Annotated in this window: 13 protein-coding genes; all 13 read right to left on the bottom strand. The window is 47.6% G+C overall.

Annotation, left to right across the window (positions count from 1 at the left end; all coding sequences use genetic code 11):
- Window positions 1–2: 2 nt before the first annotated feature.
- Window positions 3–629 (bottom strand): response regulator, encoded by a 627-nt coding sequence (locus EAE90_RS04775; protein ID WP_214052508.1) that lies wholly within the window; start codon window positions 627–629, stop codon window positions 3–5.
- Window positions 630–652: 23 nt separating this feature from the next.
- Entirely contained in the window at window positions 653–1900 is a 1248-nt protein-coding gene (locus EAE90_RS04770; RefSeq protein ID WP_246550362.1) for a hypothetical protein, read from the bottom strand.
- Window positions 1901–1970: 70 nt separating this feature from the next.
- On the bottom strand, window positions 1971–4568 hold the full coding sequence (tssH, locus tag EAE90_RS04765) for a type VI secretion system ATPase TssH (protein ID WP_214052506.1): 2598 nt from the start codon (window positions 4566–4568) through the stop codon (window positions 1971–1973).
- The gene (locus tag EAE90_RS04760; protein WP_214052505.1) at window positions 4561–8070 is read right to left on the bottom strand and encodes a type VI secretion protein IcmF/TssM N-terminal domain-containing protein; all 3510 of its coding nucleotides are present in this window, start codon (window positions 8068–8070) and stop codon (window positions 4561–4563) included. Before EAE90_RS04760 ends, tssH begins: the two co-directional genes overlap by 8 nt.
- A 15-nt stretch (window positions 8071–8085) precedes the next feature.
- Complete coding sequence (locus tag EAE90_RS04755) at window positions 8086–8709, bottom strand: DotU family type IV/VI secretion system protein (RefSeq protein WP_246550360.1); 624 nt, start codon at window positions 8707–8709, stop codon at window positions 8086–8088.
- A complete protein-coding gene (gene tssK / locus EAE90_RS04750) occupies window positions 8706–10103 on the bottom strand; it encodes a type VI secretion system baseplate subunit TssK (protein ID WP_214052504.1) in 1398 nt (465 codons plus the stop codon). The genes EAE90_RS04755 and tssK overlap by 4 nt, the downstream gene beginning before the upstream one ends.
- 3 nt (window positions 10104–10106) lie before the next feature.
- On the bottom strand, window positions 10107–10784 hold the full coding sequence (locus EAE90_RS04745) for a type VI secretion lipoprotein TssJ (protein ID WP_214052503.1): 678 nt from the start codon (window positions 10782–10784) through the stop codon (window positions 10107–10109).
- Window positions 10785–10792: 8 nt separating this feature from the next.
- Window positions 10793–11941, bottom strand: a complete 1149-nt coding sequence (gene tssA, locus EAE90_RS04740; protein WP_246550358.1) for a type VI secretion system protein TssA — start codon at window positions 11939–11941, stop codon at window positions 10793–10795.
- Window positions 11895–12194 carry a PAAR domain-containing protein gene (locus EAE90_RS04735; RefSeq protein ID WP_173362525.1) on the bottom strand — a complete coding sequence of 100 codons (300 nt, stop codon included), beginning with the start codon at window positions 12192–12194 and terminating at the stop codon, window positions 11895–11897. Before EAE90_RS04735 ends, tssA begins: the two co-directional genes overlap by 47 nt.
- A complete protein-coding gene (locus EAE90_RS04730; protein WP_214052502.1) occupies window positions 12194–12790 on the bottom strand; it encodes a DUF6931 family protein in 597 nt (198 codons plus the stop codon). The genes EAE90_RS04735 and EAE90_RS04730 overlap by 1 nt, the downstream gene beginning before the upstream one ends.
- 34 nt (window positions 12791–12824) lie before the next feature.
- Window positions 12825–14831, bottom strand: a complete 2007-nt coding sequence (locus EAE90_RS04725; protein WP_214052501.1) for a type VI secretion system Vgr family protein — start codon at window positions 14829–14831, stop codon at window positions 12825–12827.
- A 24-nt stretch (window positions 14832–14855) separates the two neighbouring features.
- On the bottom strand, window positions 14856–15812 hold the full coding sequence (tssG, locus tag EAE90_RS04720; protein ID WP_214052500.1) for a type VI secretion system baseplate subunit TssG: 957 nt from the start codon (window positions 15810–15812) through the stop codon (window positions 14856–14858).
- Window positions 15803–17614 carry a type VI secretion system baseplate subunit TssF gene (gene tssF / locus EAE90_RS04715; protein WP_214052499.1) on the bottom strand — a complete coding sequence of 604 codons (1812 nt, stop codon included), beginning with the start codon at window positions 17612–17614 and terminating at the stop codon, window positions 15803–15805. Before tssF ends, tssG begins: the two co-directional genes overlap by 10 nt.
- Window position 17615: the final 1 nt, after the last annotated feature.

Raw genomic sequence — 17615 nt, 5'->3', positions numbered from 1 at the left:
GCTTATAGTCCCAATCCAATTTGATGCAAATAATTATAAAGCGCGGCTTCACTGTCTAATCCGAGCTTTTTCATCGCGCTGATTTTTTGTGCGCTGATTGTCTGCTTAGTTCGGTACAAACGCGCGGCGATATCATTCACACTCAACCCTTGTCCCAACAATTTAATTACTTCCAATTCTTTGCTGGTTAGCGTTTTTACAACCTCTTCGTCCGGTGATTCGAGAAATTGTTCACTTAAATAGGGTTCATCACGCCCGGTTGTACTGTATAACCCTTTTACCAATTCATGGGATAAGCTGTTTTTGTTCAAAATCGCTTTCACTCTGTAATCAACCAGTGAAGCAATGATTTTCCGGTCGCTGATCATGGTGATGACCACAATAGGCAAATTCGGATACTGTTCCCGTATCCGGCTAATCATCCTCAGACCGTCAATCTGGTTATGACCCGGCATAATGAAATCCGTAATCAGCATATCCGCTTCTTTTTCCTTGAGTAGAGAGAAAAGCGTGGCGACATCATGGGCTTCCCCCACAATCTGGTAGTTCTCCGGCAATGTTGCCAGTATCGTGCGTAGTCCTAATAAAAATACCGGATGATCGTCGGCAATAATGACTCGTCTGGGCATGAGTTATTTCTCCAGATTATTTTCTATTTACTTTTTCTATTTACTATTTCACGTATCGTTCCTTCAATAAAACCGGCATCTTCTCCTACATGGACGATTAAGGCGATAATGACCAGGTTAAATTCGCCTTTGCCATCGGCAATCCGAACTTTTAGTGTCTGCGGTATTTGCGAGACGGAATTTTTAAGCTGTTCGATTTTATGCCGATCCTCCTGATGTACCCAAGCCATCAATTGCGACCAGGAGGCGGGTGCTTTTCCGCACCGCATCCAGGCAGAACCAGTATGATGCCAATATAGATGCCCGTTGGCGTTTAACCGAAAGCAATTAACTTGTTCTTGATCCAGCATGGCTTTCATTAACAGAAGACGCGCTTTACGCTGATGTAATGCATTGATTATGTTGGATAAGCAGCTACAGCATAACAACGCGGGCAAGGTCAATGCTGTGCTGTACCAGGCTGCTATTTGCACATTTTGTTGGAGATTGGTTGACGGGGATGAGAATGGCCCAAGACCAAAAGTGGTGGCGCTCACGATCTCCACTGTACACAGGGATAAAAAGCTGCTTAATACCAACAGATTACCGCTTAGTGCTAACAGCATTGGTAAACTAAAAGAAAACAGCAGTGCGATCCCTTGCCAGTGTATTTGCCCGGCTTCCGGTGGTGGACTGATGAACAAGGCTGTCATGGCAAATAGGGCTGCCAGCCATAAGCCGTGAATTTTCCAGTCTCCAGTCCAGTTTTTCTCTCGGGTGATGCAGGCGATAACAAAAAGTGTAAGCGGTAAATAGCTCAACACAGCGCCTACGACAATCGGTAATGAAATTGATATATCAGTGGGATAACCAAACAGGTGAAGTATCCACTTCGCGATAAATCGCTCAATGATTCCACTTAACGAACAGAGCGCCGTCAGGCTAATGATCTCCCTTGCCCGCTTCGGCGCCCACATGACTCCGTAAAAAAACTGCCAGATCAGCGCTGTTACCACCAGCGTCATCACATTGATGATGGAGAAGATCAGCGATACGCTTACCGGCCTTCCATACCACTGACTGGCAGTTAACGAGACCAAGGCACTTGTTATTAACCAGACAGGCCAGTATCGTGGCGCTCTGGCGCAAAAAATGCCTTGTAACAAGCCTGCCGGAAACCACACCAATGATGACAGACTCCATACATCCCGTACCTGTAGGCTTAACAGTGCCAGCGCGAAATTGACCAATGTAAAAATAAACCAGAAGATCACTATCTTTTTCATTTTCATCGGGATCTCATTTCGTAACACTGATGTTACATCGTAAGATAATAATAGCAGAGATAAGTGTTTACTACCCTTAGTTGATAATATTAGATGGTGATAGTTTCTTTTGGTCTGATCGTAACTGTACTTGACTCTCTGTAACATCCATCCAAACATCCTGATTTACCGGCGCATCACCTAGCAGCAATTGATCTGATAACAACGGCAGGACGAACTGCGTTAACAGGTTATCAATTTCACGGGCGCCGCTCTCCGCAATCCGGCACTTTTCAGCGATAAAATCCACCAGCGTGTCGCTATAGTGCAATTCACATTGGGTTGATTGACGATAGCGTGCGACAATTTTATTCAGCTTATGGCGCACAATGGCATGCAGAACTTCGCCATGTACCGGCAGATAAGGGATAACCTGTAAACGACCCAAAAATGCCGGCGTAAAAATACGTTGCAGCTCTGGTCGGATAATCTCCTGAATATCTTCCTGAGTGGCCGTGCGATTTTCCCCCTGCTCTGTTACGCCGTGTGTTGCTGCACGCATCACCAAATCTGCTGCCGCATTAGTGGTCAGGATAATCAGCGTATTGCGAAAGTTAATCTGTTGCCCCTCGGCATCTTCCATCATGCCTTTATCGAACACCTGAAAGAACAATTCCAGCACATCGGGGTGAGCTTTCTCCACTTCATCAAGTAGCACGACGCTGTAAGGTTGACGTCGAACCGCTTCGGTCAATACACCACCTTGTCCATAACCGACGTAGCCCGGAGGAGAACCTTTCAGGCCGGAAACCGAATGGGCTTCCTGATATTCCGACATGTTAATCGTGATCAGATGATGTTCACCGCCATACAACTCATGAGCCAGCGCTAAGGCGGTCTCGGTTTTCCCTACACCGGAAGGCCCTGCGAGCATAAATACCCCGGTAGGTTTGACCGGATCGGCCAGTTGTGCTTTAGCAATCCGAATTTGACGCGCTATCTGGCTGAGCGCATGATCTTGCCCCATCACTCGTTGGCCGAGACGGATTTCTAACTGACGCAACACATCACGTTCATTTTCTACCATCCGGCCAAGGGGAATTCCTGTCCAGCCAGCAACAATGTCTGCTACGCAAGCGGCATCAACACAGTCAAAGACATAAGCGTGTTGATGATGGCGCTGATGCAGTTCTGCACGTAACACAGGTAGCCGTTCGTCATGTTCTTCACAAGCGAGGATGTCATTGACCAACTGACGTTGAGCATGATATTCCGGCAAAATTTCTGCCAGTGATACCTGCAATTCAGTCTGACGCTGCGCCAATTTCTGTAGCTGAGTTTCATGGCCGCCTTCGCGTAACAATGCTTCTTGTTCGGCAGCGATGTTTGTCAGCATGGCACGCAGATCTTCAATCGGCGCCGGTTCATCGGTCTGTGAAACGGCAACGCGGGCGCAGGCGCTATCTAACAGACTAACCGATTTATCCGGCAGCTGACGTCCAGTGATATAGCGGTTGGCTAACGTAACCGCTTCCGTGACTGCCTCTGCAAGTACTTTGACGCCATGATGTTTTTCCATTGCTGGTATCATGGCACGCAACATGGCGATTGCCAGCTCTAGCGAAGGCTCTTCGACTTTGATCACTTGGAAACGACGCGCTAACGCTGCGTCTTTTTCAAAGTACTTCTTATATTCAGACCAAGTAGTTGCCGCAATTGCCCGTAATTCGCCACGCGCCAGCGCGGGTTTCAACAGATTAGCCGCATCGTTTTGTCCGGCCTGGCCGCCTGCGCCAATCAACATATGCGCTTCATCGATAAACAGAATCACCGGTGTAGGATACCCCTTCACTTCATCCAATAATTTTTGCAAACGGCTTTCAAACTCGCCTTTTACGCTGGCGCCCGCTTGTAACAGTCCCATATCCAGGGTAAATAACTCAGCCTGCGCCAAAACTTTTGGTACACGGCCCTCAACAATCCGCTGAGCAAGCCCCTCAATCAGAGCCGTTTTACCGACGCCCGCTTCACCGGTTAACAACGGGTTGTTTTGGCGACGACGTAACAGCACATCAATTAATTGACGGATCTCCCGTTCACGTCCTAAAACTGGATCAAGTTTGTTATCACGTGCTGCCTGTGTCAGGTGATGCGTATATTGTGCCAGTGCGGATTGAGTATTATCTCCGACAGGCGCTGTAGTTATAGCTGATATAGTTTTTTGTGGTTCCGTATGTGTCTGTGTACGCAACCACTGCTCTATTCCATCGGTGTTACCCTGTAACGCTTGTTGTAACTCGGAAGTAAGTGAATGGTGCAGTGACGGATTCATGATCAGGGCGACAATCAGTGCCTGAACGGTAATCTGTGATGCTCCCCAATGAGTACTGGCGTACATCCAGGTCTGTTCCAGCCATTCAATTAGGTTGGTAGCCAGTACAGGCGGACGATGATTACCACTGCGTAATAGTGCCAGAGATCTCTGGCAGGCATTCAGCAACGTCATGGTATCAATACCACCGTGGTGACACACTTGTTCCATCGTCGGGAGCTGTTTTTCAAATAAAGCCAATAACAGATGTTCAATTTCCACTTCATGATGGGTGCGCCGTACCGCCAGATTAACGGCTTCATCAAGGCACTGACGCGCTTCTACCGTTAATTTACTCACGATCTGTTTAAGATAATTACTCACTTTTAGGTTTCCTTAATTCGTTCCAATGGGAGGTGATCTGTGATGGCAAAGTAGACAGGGTTCCTTTTGCCACTGTTGGTTCACTTAAATTTAACAACTGGCTATCCAGTCGGTTGCGTTGTTCCAATAACGCCGTTTGTTGTTGCTGATGTTGCTGCCACTGCTGATACAGTGTTGAAACAGCTTTGCCGCCGCTGACTTGATAGCGCACAGTGATGTTATTGATACCCAGTGCGCTTAATTCATCGCGCCGCTGTGGGAACGCTTGTGCTGCCAGTGTCAGCTCACCGCGAGAAAAAGCGTGCATAAATTGCAGCAAACCATCGGGGCCAACGTAACTTTTGCTTAATGTAAAGCGAGGAAAATAGACATCAATTTGTACTTTACCGCACGTTCCTGGGCTCCAATGCAGCGTCATGCTGTCATTAAAATTCATACTCTTAAGCTGCTGTACGCCATCATCACAACTCAACGTCACTGAACTGCCCACTGGCAATACCCTTGCTCCCCGATTAGCCGTCGCCGGTTGACTGACAATCGTGACTTCCGCCGATGGTTTCTGTTCTTGTTCCGGTTCCTGTTGTGCCGTCGCCAGTTGCTGCTCGCTTTCCAGTAGGGCGAGTTTCTCTTGCAGGCGACGACGAATATCCGATGTCGCTGAAAGTAGGTCATTCGGTTGGATTAAATTATTAATATAGAAAATGAAATCATCGTTAAACGGAAAGAGCAGATCTTCCATTTCCTGGCGCTTAATCCCTTCTGGACGAATATCCAGCGCATACCCTGCGGTATCCCGTACAAATGCGTTACTGTATTCATACAAACGTGCGTTCAATTCCCGGCCATCAAACAATTCTTGTCTGCTCAATTTTTCCATCGGCCAAATCACTTTGCTTTCCCATTGGGTTTGCAAGCGGCTGGCGGCACTTAAGAAGGCGTAACGCAGTACCAGATGCGCATCGCCCTGATAGAGTCGCCATAAGGTTTCGTTTACTCCGGTATTCTGTTTGCTTTCAGCCTCGTGGCGCCACAGAGTGAAACGGTTGAACAATGCGCGTAAACCGCTATCGTCTAGTTCCCCTTTCTCGCTATTGAGTGCATTTTTAACCAACGCTTCGGTTTCCATATCACTGAGCAACTCGCGCTGGCTATTTAATTGCACTGCTTGCCGGTAGGCGCGATAGCGTGTCAGTACGTTGTCATCCAGCCGTACAGAGGTCTGCGGTGAAATACCAAACCATGACATGATGCGCTGGCGCACAGAGAGATTCCCTAGTGAGACCCGTTGCATGACGTTGCTTTTTTGCACATAACCATGCAGTTGCCATAAACGGTGTTGTGTCTGTAACCAAGGCTGCTGTTCTGCCGATTCTACTGTGGATAAATCACGTTCTAACTGTGTCAGAAAAGTGATATAGGGACTGTCATATTGACCCGTTGCTAATATCAACGCCTGCCAGTTTTTCTTGCCTCGTACTAACGTTTCCCCTTGAGGCATAGCCTGAGCGAATGCTAACCACTCTGATTGGCGCTGATTTTGATACTGTTGATAAAATGAGCGTTGTAAGGGATCAAAAAATTCCGAGTTATTAATGGCTTGTGCTAATTCGTCCAAGGTTGCCTGAGTATCTTGCTCACCGGCTTGAGTATAGACACCGCGGATACGAGCGTTAATGGCGGCGGCATCTTCTTTGGTCAGCGGCCAGAAATCTTCCAGCGTCAGAGAATGCGTTCCAGCCGGTTGTTCGTCGGCTAACAGCCATTGCCAGTTACGGCTATCTTCCAGCAGTGTCTGCAATACATTTCGCCACTGATCAAATTCTTGCTGAGCGTTGCCTTGGCGATATTGCGCCAGACGGAGCGCGACACGTTGCTCTGCTGATAGAGGATCGTTTTCACCACTTAACAGTGAGGTTGAATAAGCAGGCATGTGCTGTAAAGTTTCTAACGTAGCGCCATGCGCCATTGCCTGTTCAGTGTTAATAAAACGTGCCCAGTGTAAAGCCAACAGTCGTTTTTGCGGTGCCTCAACACTACGGAAACGTGCTAACAAGTGTGTCGCTACCGATTCTGGGTTGAAGACGCCAACAGGCGCTTGCTGTTGATACTGCCGCGCCATCCGTTGTTCCATTGTATGGCTGACTGGGTAAAAAAGCAGAGGCGACAGGGTTTCCTGCGACCAGTATTCAACTTGTTGATAGCGCAAGTAACTCCGCTCAAGAGGGTTTACCTCGCGAATATTTTCAAGTTGCATAACACCACGCCAGGTAGTCATCAATGCGTTACCGACACCGTATACCAGCATCAAACTCAGTAGGCTGACTAATACGCGTTTGGTCAAGGTTCGCCAGCCGGTCAGCAATACGCTATCACTACCTTGATCTTGGCTATGTTGAACTTGGTCTGGCAGATATTCGCCCAATAACCGGTGGCTGAAAACGCCCGTGGTTTGATGCTCGGCGGTAAAAAATATGCCACGTAACAGGCCATGCTCCAGATAATGGTCTTGGTCGAATAGTGCATTCAGGTAGCAAGCCAACGCTGGTTGCAGTTGAGCGACGGTTTCGGGTAACGCTAAGACTTCCGCGTTAGGTTGCTGACGTTGCTGATTGAGCAACTTAAGACGCATCATTTTCAACGTGTTAACAATGGTGCTCATACTCTTATCCAGCATGTCGGTGACATTACCCTTCGTATGATGCTTGATAAAATCGCCCAGTAATTCCGCACGTTGTTCTGCTGACAATTGAGCGCACCAATGGTCAAACCCCGGCAATGTTTCACTATGGGTAAGAGTCAACCAGATTGGCAAGCGGCGTTCCAGACGTATCTGTAATGGCTCTAACTGAGCACGTACTTGGCGTGCGGCGATATAGAGCGCTCTATTGTCGCTGTTTAGCAACTGCTCCACTGACAAGCAAACGAGTACGCCAGCCGGTTTACGCACCTGCGCGATCCAACGTATCAGACGCAACCAGGCTTGCCGGTACAGGGATTGACCTTCGGTATAACGGCCGGAAACAACCATGTACATCGCCCGGCGGAAGAACCACCAGCGACAGGTAAAGGTGTTTTCTGTCAGTGACGGCAGATTTTTCCCCGTCATCGGCGCCACGTTGCAATGTGTTAACAGCTTCTGTTTACCATTGCCCCGTTCTCCTACCACCAGAAACCACGGTGGCACGGGTTCATTACGGTGTAACAGTGAACGGAATCGGCGCCAACTTTGTAAATATCCTCCCTGCCGCCAATGCTGGTACAGTAAATATTCCAGCCGGTTATCTCCTTTCCGCCAAAATTTATTTATCCAACGCAGTTTATTCATTATTTGCGGCATAAATGCCATTGCCCCACGTAATAGTAATAACAACAGCAATAGGCAAAGAAATAGTAACAGTCCACCTATTGTCGGCCATGATAATGCCACAGCAATAGTTAAACTGAGTAATAAAAGGATAACCATCACGCTAAGCCAGCCAATGGCATAAAATAACTTTTTCATGTTTAATTTCCGAATTTACCGGCCAATACTTAATAAATAGACGGTAAGAAAAATATAAATTAATGTAAGAGATGACATGAATAATATTAATTTTCTGCGCCATTTATTATTTTGACGCTTATTTTTCAATTTATTATCGCACCTATTCATTAATCGGTGATTTTCTAAAGAGAGATAATCACGCAAAGTATCAGGAAGATTATCTAATTCTTGCTGGATAATATTGTGTAATTCCAAATTATCACGTTTGCCATATCGACCATAAAATCCGGCAAGCAGACAAAAAACATAGACTAATCGAACCTGATAATTATCCGCTACTAACGCGGCAAGGCGATCAAAAAACGTATTTCCACCCAATTCGGCATCATAAAGCTCTGCTTGTAACGACGATTGGCGCCAAACACTCAATTCTTTTTGGCCTGCACACAGAATGGCTTCGTCTGCCCAAACCACCACGGCGAAATTTGCCTCTTCGATATCTTGCGCCCGATAACCCTGCAAACGCGCCCTATTCTGTGCTTGTGTCAACTCAGCTAATAAGGTTTGCCGCAGGGTTTCCGCTTGATTCACCTGCTGCTGGATCATGCGTAATACGCAGGTGAATACCGGAATATAACAATCCAACAACTGCATCATGATGCTCTCACTATAACGATTTCTATTTGTAAATCGTCTGGCGCGTCTGCCCAGTGCACCGCCAGACGTTCACTATCTTCTACCTGCCGCCATAACGCACCACGGTTTTCTAGCCGGAAATAGCGAGTATTTGTCCGGTTAGGTAAGCCATGTGGCGCAATTTCCTGGTAGTACAGACGCACACCGGGCAAAGCACGGTTAATGATGTTGTCGATCTGTTCCGCCGCGGCTAGTTTAATCAGGCGATCGTCAGGAATTTCACGCTCACGCTGGCTAAAGCTGTCAGAACGCAGCACCAAATAGAGCCGTTGTTGTTCATTAATGCCGGTTCTATTGAAGGCGGCATGATAATAACCGTGGCTTTCTTGTTGCAGAGGGATCACGGTGTTTGGTTCCAGCACTAGCGCATTAAGCAAATCGGCGATTGTTCGTTCACAACTATCAAGAGTCAGCGCCAGCTCCAGATGCTGATATTTATCCAGTACCTCTTCCTGCCCGTTCCACTCGCCTAAAAAGGAGCAACGGTCGGTAAAACAGGCAAGTTCGCTGATCAGTTGACGCAGTAACCCAAAAATTTGTAAGGGGTGAACATCTCTCGCTGCCTGAAAATGGTGCAACTGTACGACATAACGCGCCAAAGTCCGTAGTGTCAGCAATAATGTGCTTTTTTCTTGGGTATAAATTTCCCCTTCCAGCGTTTGCGGGCGTTTCAACTCTTCTAATTGATGGACACGTCCGGTTAACTCTTGACATAACTGATCAATGCGCTGGCCCAGTTGTGGCACAGCATAGAGCGTTAAGCATGGCGGTAGATAGCGGTTATCCAGCGCAATACCATCACTGGTGCAGTGCAGTTGGCCAACCGGGAGTAATGTGTAACCTGTTGCTTGGGCAATCTCATCGTGCAAGAAAAAACGTAAGTTATAGGTCAGTTGTTGCACTTCCACTTCCGGCCCCTCGCCAAAAGCATCTCGCATACGCTGTTCTTGCGGCCATGTTACCCAACGGCTGGTGATATTACCGACACTGTTGGCATCGGTGATGCCAGTGACGTTACTCTGATTGTGGCTAAACATACGCAGACCAACATAAATGCGCTGCGGTTTGTCTCGTACTAACCAGCAATCCCGCAGGGATCGGGCACTAAGTACGCCGTTGACATCACAATCCACGTAGCAACCATCGGGAAAAATGAATGCGGCGTGATGGACACTCAGCACTTCGTCACTTAATGCGGCCAGATTGAATGCGAGTTTTACCACACCAAAAGCATAAGGTTGTGTCAGTAACTGATAACGCCCTTGCCAATATTGTTGTTGCAATTCATGGGCCTGAAAGTGTTGCGGCTGTAAATATAAGCCTGAATACCAATACATTGGTTTATGTTCAAACATGGGTTACTTCCTCAACTCGCTTTCGTCACTGCCGGATTCTGCCGTTTGTCCGGGAAAAGCTATTTGTCCCGGGAAAACCACCTCATCTCCCGTGTTGCCTGCTGAGAAATCACTGCGGGTAATGGCGTAACGTCCTAGCGTCAGATTAATGCGCATGGGAACAAATTCGGCGCTCCAGGCGCTATTCCACCAACCGTGTTGTTCAAGACGCAGCGGCAGTGATAATACGCGCGTATGAGTACTGTCTGGCGCCGGATAGTAACCGGCAATTAATGCGATATAACGTGCCTGTTCCGCTCTATCGATATGTAAAGATACGGATTGCCCCGGCATCATCACGTAATTATCCAACTGTAATATTTGCTCTGTTGCACCAGTGCCGACAAATAAATTGCGTAATAACACAGGATTTGCCAGTAATTTATCTAATTGTTCTCGTTTCTCCGCTTGAGCAATTAATATTGTGCAACTGTTCGACATATTATTAAAAACATTCAATTGCGGAACCGCGGTTATTTTTAAACGAATGGCATTGCTGGCATAAACCGGTTTGGCTTGTTCAATTGCCTGCAAGCGTTTTTCATCGTTGGAGATAGAATGACTGCAACCACTTATTAAAAGAATTACCGTCAATATTAAAAAACGGCGTTTAATGACGCTATAAAAATTTATGTTATTCATTTTGCTCTCTAATTGTCTTCTGGTCCTTTCATCACGCGCATAATTTCCTGTAGCGCGGAGGTATTTTCTGACATCATTTCTTCCAGCCATTCGGCCATGCCCATATTTGCCCAACGCGCTGCGCGTTCAATTAAATAAGGCACCGGACTGGTAGGTTCATTTTGACGAAAGTAATTGGCGATATTGATCATTTGTCCTATGGCGATAGTGCGCATTTCATGATGCGCCCGATCTTCTGTTAAAAAAGTCGTATTTATGCCGTTTGGCGCATCTCCCCCCGCCGCTATTGCTTCATTGTTATTGCTGGATTCCTGGCTTAAACCCGGCGACACCATGTCACGAAATCGTTCGATTAAGACCACCAAATCTTGCAACTGTTGGGTACTGGCACTCATGCTGTCACCGGCATCTGGCAACAGGCTCGCCATGATATGTTGCAGTTCTGCCAATGCTTTACTGACCTGCCTAGTTTGCATCAGTAGTTGGTTAAATTGTTCGACTGGCGTGGTGCGAATACTGCCGTCACATTCAGCGATACCGAAATAACCGTCACTGATCAAGGCACTGCGTAATTCGCTATTAACGGCAACCCGTTGTTCAAAATATTGCACCCGTTGCCAGACGCTCAGGCTCAATTTGCCATCATCGGTCAGTGTCAGATTGTCCAATTGTTTCACTAATTGCTTATCCAACCAGCTCAACCGACCAAGGCGAGCATCCGCACTGTTTGTCTCTGTATCATCCAGTAGCGGATAAAGTACCGGCCAAAAAGTTTCCAATAGACGAGAAAGTAATGTGACACCGCCACTAATCCCTTCCAGACCATACAGTTCCCCTTGTGCCTGGGTTAACCAGCAGGCGATTTGCAAGTCTTTACTCTGTTTTTCCAGTACTTCCTGACACAATGCTGAAACCTTCATCCAATCTGCCTGACGGGTTTCATAACCCCATGCATCGTCCTGGAGGAAATCGTCGTCGGTTTCGCGCGCGGCGTTTATTTGCTCAAAAATAGGTTCGTATTCGATATCGCATCCCGCTGGTTGATCAGCCGTAATGGGCTGTAAAAAACGCGCGATATCTGTCTGGGCTAAGTTCACAGTGACTTCCATTTCAAGCAATAATAACCAATGGATAACCGGTAGTAATTGTGCCGCCATGTGCACACAGATCGCCGAGTCTGGCCGCAGGCCGTCCGCCAATCAATACCGTTGGGCTGCCCATGACTACGGTATCCGGCGGCCCGACGCACACCAGCATTGAACCCATTGTTGCCGCGGGTAATCCACCAATCAGCACTGTCGGTACACCTGGCGGCATAATTGGCCCGCCTACATGTGGCACCGGCGGTACCGCAGGCGATACCATTGGACAAATATGCATATCACCCACACGGGCGGCTGGCATTGGCATCATTGCGCTCCTGATAATGTGGCTTCATGGTACAGATAGTTTTTGCGTCCCTGATCTTGTGACGGCGGCAAGTGCCTTAGTTGACCGTGCGCCAGTTGAAAAAATTGCTCAATGTACTGCATCTGTTGTTCCGGTTGTTCACTATAAAGGTGCAATATCAGGCACAACGTATCGGCTAATACCGTCAGTGATTGCCACGGTTGTGGATAGACCGCTTCCAGATCCGGCGTGGTCATGCTGCCTTCACTCCAAAAGACAGAAAGCACCAGACATGAGATTGGGTTATCGAACCCGACGGTTTGCGCCTGTTCGAACAGTTGATGACGTAAAGGATCACCACCATCTATCCGCCAACGCCGCACCTGTTGCAATAACGACCGATGTCCTTGCATCAGATCGCGTTCGTAAACGCAGGAGATAAATGTCAGTACCAGCTCCAGCGCCTGGGTGTAAGGCAACATAAAAATGGTGTAGTACACCGCGTCTTGCCACAACATTTCCTTGTTAAGCGCCGATAGATTCTGTTCATGTGCTGCGTGTTGTTGTAGTGCCAATTCCGCCTGTGGCGAAAGTTGGCAGTGTCGTAATTTAACCATGATTGCAAACTCTTATTATTCGTTGATCCTGTTATTAACCAATCTTGGTCAGAGCACCTTTCACCATAGCAATGCCGGTCGCATCCACCTGAACAATGCCGCCTTTTAATTGTGCCATTGCACTGCCTTCTACTTTTACTGTGGTGCCGGTTAGCTCCGCCATGCCGCCGCTTTTTAACGCCAATTTTCCTGATCCTTCTACGGTGACAGATGGCGCTTTGATAGTGATCCCGGCCGGAGTAATCGATAATTGACTGGAGCCGACTTTTAGTTCAATGCCTTGATTTGCCGTAATTGTGCATTGTTGACCTACATTGATTTTGGCGTTACCTCTGGATACCTCCAGCTCATAACTGCCTGCGCTGACGGTGGTGGTGAAATTACCGCGATCCAGGGTCTGTTTTTTGTCGCCTTTTTTCACCTCAGTTAAGGCGTTGCCCTCGCTCAAAATTAATGTGTCATTGCCCTTTTTAATTTGGGTATCGCGCTTTTCTTGGATTTCCCATAACACGTTGCGATCGATCTGCGCCGAAAAATCATTTTTCACTGTCAGGCGCATATCTTTTTGTGAGTGCAGCAAAATAAACTCTTCACCTTTCTTATCTTCGAAACAAAACTGGTGCCCTTGTTCCACCGTGCCTTTTGCACTACTGCGCGTAGCAATACCACTTTGGGTTTTCTGCCCCGGTAGCGCGAATGGCGGCATTTTTACTCCGTTGTAAACTGTTCCAGTCACTAGTGGGCTATCTGGGTCGCCATCGATAAAACTCACTAATACTTCACTGCCCACACGTGGCACAAATTGCGCTCCAAACTTTGCGCCATTCCAGAACTGACTGACACGTATCCAGCAGGAACTGTCATCATCTTTTTTATGTTCTTTATCCCAGTGAAACTGGATTTTGATGCGTCCTTGTTCATCCGTATGGATCTCTTCTGACTTCGGCCCTACCACCAGCGCAGACAAGACGCCGGAAATGTAGGGCCGCGTAACAGAAGAACGCGGACGAAACGCTTTATTCGCCGGAAATAAGGTCACTTGAGACGAAAACAGTAATTCGCCTTCCTCCAGGTTGTTCTCCGCCTTTAATCGCTGGTGGCCCACGGCATAACGGCCATCGGCACTGGCGTGCCCTTTCAGGGTAAATTGATGCCCCACTTGTAAACCGGGGTAACTGTTAACGGCACGTGCATAGTAGGAGTGTGATTCCCATTGTTCCATGCACAGCGTTGCCTGTGCTTCCAGTTGATTACGCTCCTCCTGATGTCGGTCGTCATAGATAGAAAGCTTGGGATTGGTGGAATAGCCGCTGTTCGCTTTGGCGCTGGCACTGATTGCCGCAGCACTTTTAACGTTATAACCATTCATTTCCGCCATACCCGGAATCATTGTGCGATGAATATGCCAGGCGCGTAGCCCATAGCCTTGCTGATCACCTATCTTTGATTGATATGGCAATATCGCTAAGGGCGCGTTAATAAACGTTGAAGGATGATCCGCCAATACCAGTACATGACGCCCCTCTTCATGGCGAAAGAAATAGAAGATCCCCGCTTGTTCCAGTTGACGTGTCACAAAGTCAAAATCTGATTCCTTGTATTGCATACAATATTCAAGCTTCGGATAACGGCTTTTTAGCGCCAGTTCAACGTCGTTAAACCCACGTTTGCGGAAGATATCACAGACCATATCCGGCACGCTGATGCGTTGATAGACTCGCAAATTATGGGTTAAGGTCAGCATTTTCAGCCAGGGTTCAATACGGGCTTGATAACAAAACTGGCCGTCGCTGAAACCTTGTTGCTGCAATTCAGTCAATATGCCATGCACAATACGGTGGTTCGGCGCTTCACCGAGACGAAATGCCAAAGGCTTACCGATATGAGACTCCAGCTTATCCCAGTCTGCGCTGGAATAGAGTTGAGCAGAAAATGAATAAGGCCGCGACAGGTGCTCTTCACCTTCTATTTTGCTCAGTGCCACAATGTCTGACAGGCTACCGATAACCTGTAGAAAACGATTCTTTTGCCCTAACAACATCTTTTTATTACCTGCGTTTTTTGTTTAATTTGCGTAGGGACCGGTACATTCAGCCAAATAGATACGCTGAATATTGCTCTCGCCGGTGTCGCCCAAACAACCATCCCACCCCAATTGACGGCTGCCATTTAATACATTGCCTTGCCCACTATGCTGTACCAACAATTCCAGTGAGAAGGAGAGCAATGGCCCGGCAAATTGCCATATCCATTGTGTCAGTTTGCGATATTGTTCATTTCCCGGCATAAAGGCGGCCCGCTGCTGAGCGGCGAACGGCCCTAACTGAACATGAAATCCTGATTGAATATCCCAATAAGCGTTACCCAACATCGGGTTATCGCCTAACAAACTGCGACCTAAACAGCAACAGTGCGCCTGTTCAGCATATTGCCAACGTCCTTTAAAGGGCTGGATGTTGACCGCCATACCAAATTCTCGCTGCAACAAGTGTTGCAAATTCACCATTGAGCGGACCGGTGTTGCCAGCAACCCTACACAAGCTGGATGGGAACGCTGTGTGGTGTCCGCCATCAACTGGCCGGCAACCGCTGAAATGACGGCCGGTAAAGCCCGATGATTTTGTAATTCTGCGTTAATATATAACCGGTATTTCTGCCATGCCTGAAAACGCAGGCTAAGCAGACGATGAGTAAAAATATCAATAAATGCCTGAGCTGATTCGTCGCCATAGCGGTAACGCTGGTCAATCAGCCATTCGGTATAGCGCAACGGTAATGCGCCAAGGGTGCCTAATAGACCAAAGTGATGTACCGCCATGCGATACTGCTCATATCCCTCTTGCGGCGGTAATAGCGATTCTACTTCCCTTTCCGGCGCATCTAATGTCAGTACCGAGCTGAATTGCACCACATCATCGGGGGTGATTGTCGCTTCTTCACGTTGGCGACAACGTTTAAGCAAACGACGTACATTTTGATAAAAACGGCCGCCAACTAAACGCATCTTATTTTCTAAAGCCATGTCAGTCTCCCGCTACGACGCGGCCAACGGTGAGTACTATTATTAACCGTCTCTAGCTGCGTTACAGTTTGCGTGAAGCTGTTAATCGGCGCATACATTGCGATAAAACGTTCTAACAGGCTGCAAAACAGATAAAAATCCACAAATTCCCCCGCTTGCGCCTGAAATGTCAATGTCACCTCCAGCCCACGCGCCAGAGAATAGGGATCGGCGGAATTCAGGCGTGCGCTCACCGGCGAAATAGCAACCTGCTGTAGTTGTGCAATCAACCGCGATATGGCTGGATCACCAAGCAGGTTGTAGAGTTCTAGCGCCTCTTTTAAACACTGAACACCCTGCGGACCATTCAGTAGCATTTGGTTCAAATTGAGTTGCGATACCAACCGCCAGTTCAATGCACTATTGGGTTGTGGACGCACCGGCAAGCGAGGACGAATCAATCCCAGAATTTTTACGCCCGGTAGTGCGCTTTCTGATTCGAAATCGCCATCAGGATGGCCGTTGCTCAACTGCCGCGGTATATCGCGATTAGTACAAGTCAGACTCAGGATCACCACATCGGTTTCGGGTTTTAGATGTTCGCCACTGCTATCAGAAAAACCGATGAACATATTCATCCCCAGATCGTTATGCCTGAGTGAGGGGCGCGGCGTTGCCTGCCAAAATAACGGGAACTGTTCGTCAGACCGTGTATGTTCAATACCAAATAATGGCGGCACCGGTTTGGAACTTAATTGTTCCTGTTGGCGGCTGACAATCTCGACCTGATCGATGGTATAAACTTCCATACTTTGTGGGCGACGGGCATCCGGTTGAACCAGATATTCATGTTCTGTTTCCAGTGGAATAATAGGTTCCGCCTGATGAGGAAACAGGTTAATTATCGGCACACAATTTAGCCGGAAAGTTTCGTTGCTGACTTTATCACTCATACGTTCAATTCGACGCAATGCGACACAATCCTTAAGCCGGAAACGGTATTGCAGCTCGCCTAGTGAACTGGTAAACAAACCCGCATCCGGTAGCGGAATATCCAGGAATAAGAATTTTTCTGGGAAACTAAAATAATCACGAAACAAGTGATGAACCGGATTTATCAATGAATCATCGGCGCATAAGTTATCTTGTGGATCGAAACCCACCACCTGAACACCTCGGCTATTCAGGTTGAATATACGCTCACCCAACTGACACTCCAGTTGCTTAACTTGCGCCGATAATAATTCATACAAACTATGGGTCAGCACTGGTGCGCCATGTAAATACAACCGGATATGTTGCGTCTGAAAACTGGCGCCCGGCCACAGGTTAAAATTCAGCGTTAAGATAAAATCCCGATCGTAAGGGTCTGGCGTCAGTTCTGCGTGCGTTAAATCCAATGGCAACATCTCCAGCGGATATACCGTGCGGAAACGACAGGTCACATCACCTACCGGTTGAGAAATCAACGAAGTATGCCGCGCTACCGTCATCATTCCGGTCACACCGGATGTTAACGGGTCTTGTTGAAACTGCACCAACGATACCGACGGTACTTGACGTAGAAACTGTGGCGCCAGTACTTCCAACATAGCATTACTGAGTTCCGGCATATCTTCATCAATCCGCTGATGGATTTTTGCTGTCAGAAATGCAAAAGATTCCACCAAACGTTCTACATGAGGATCTTCTGAAACACCTTCCGCGAACCCAAGACGTTTGGCAATTTTGGGAAAACGCTGAGAGAAAGCAGCGCCATATTGTCTTAAATAACTCAATTCCCGGTTGTAATAAGTCAGTATTTTTTGTGGTAGTAACATCATC

Source organism: Photorhabdus caribbeanensis, assembly GCF_018448885.1.
Taxonomy (GTDB): domain Bacteria; phylum Pseudomonadota; class Gammaproteobacteria; order Enterobacterales; family Enterobacteriaceae; genus Photorhabdus; species Photorhabdus caribbeanensis.
Note: the sequence above shows the minus strand (reverse complement) of the source record. Positions and strands in the feature narration are given on the sequence as shown.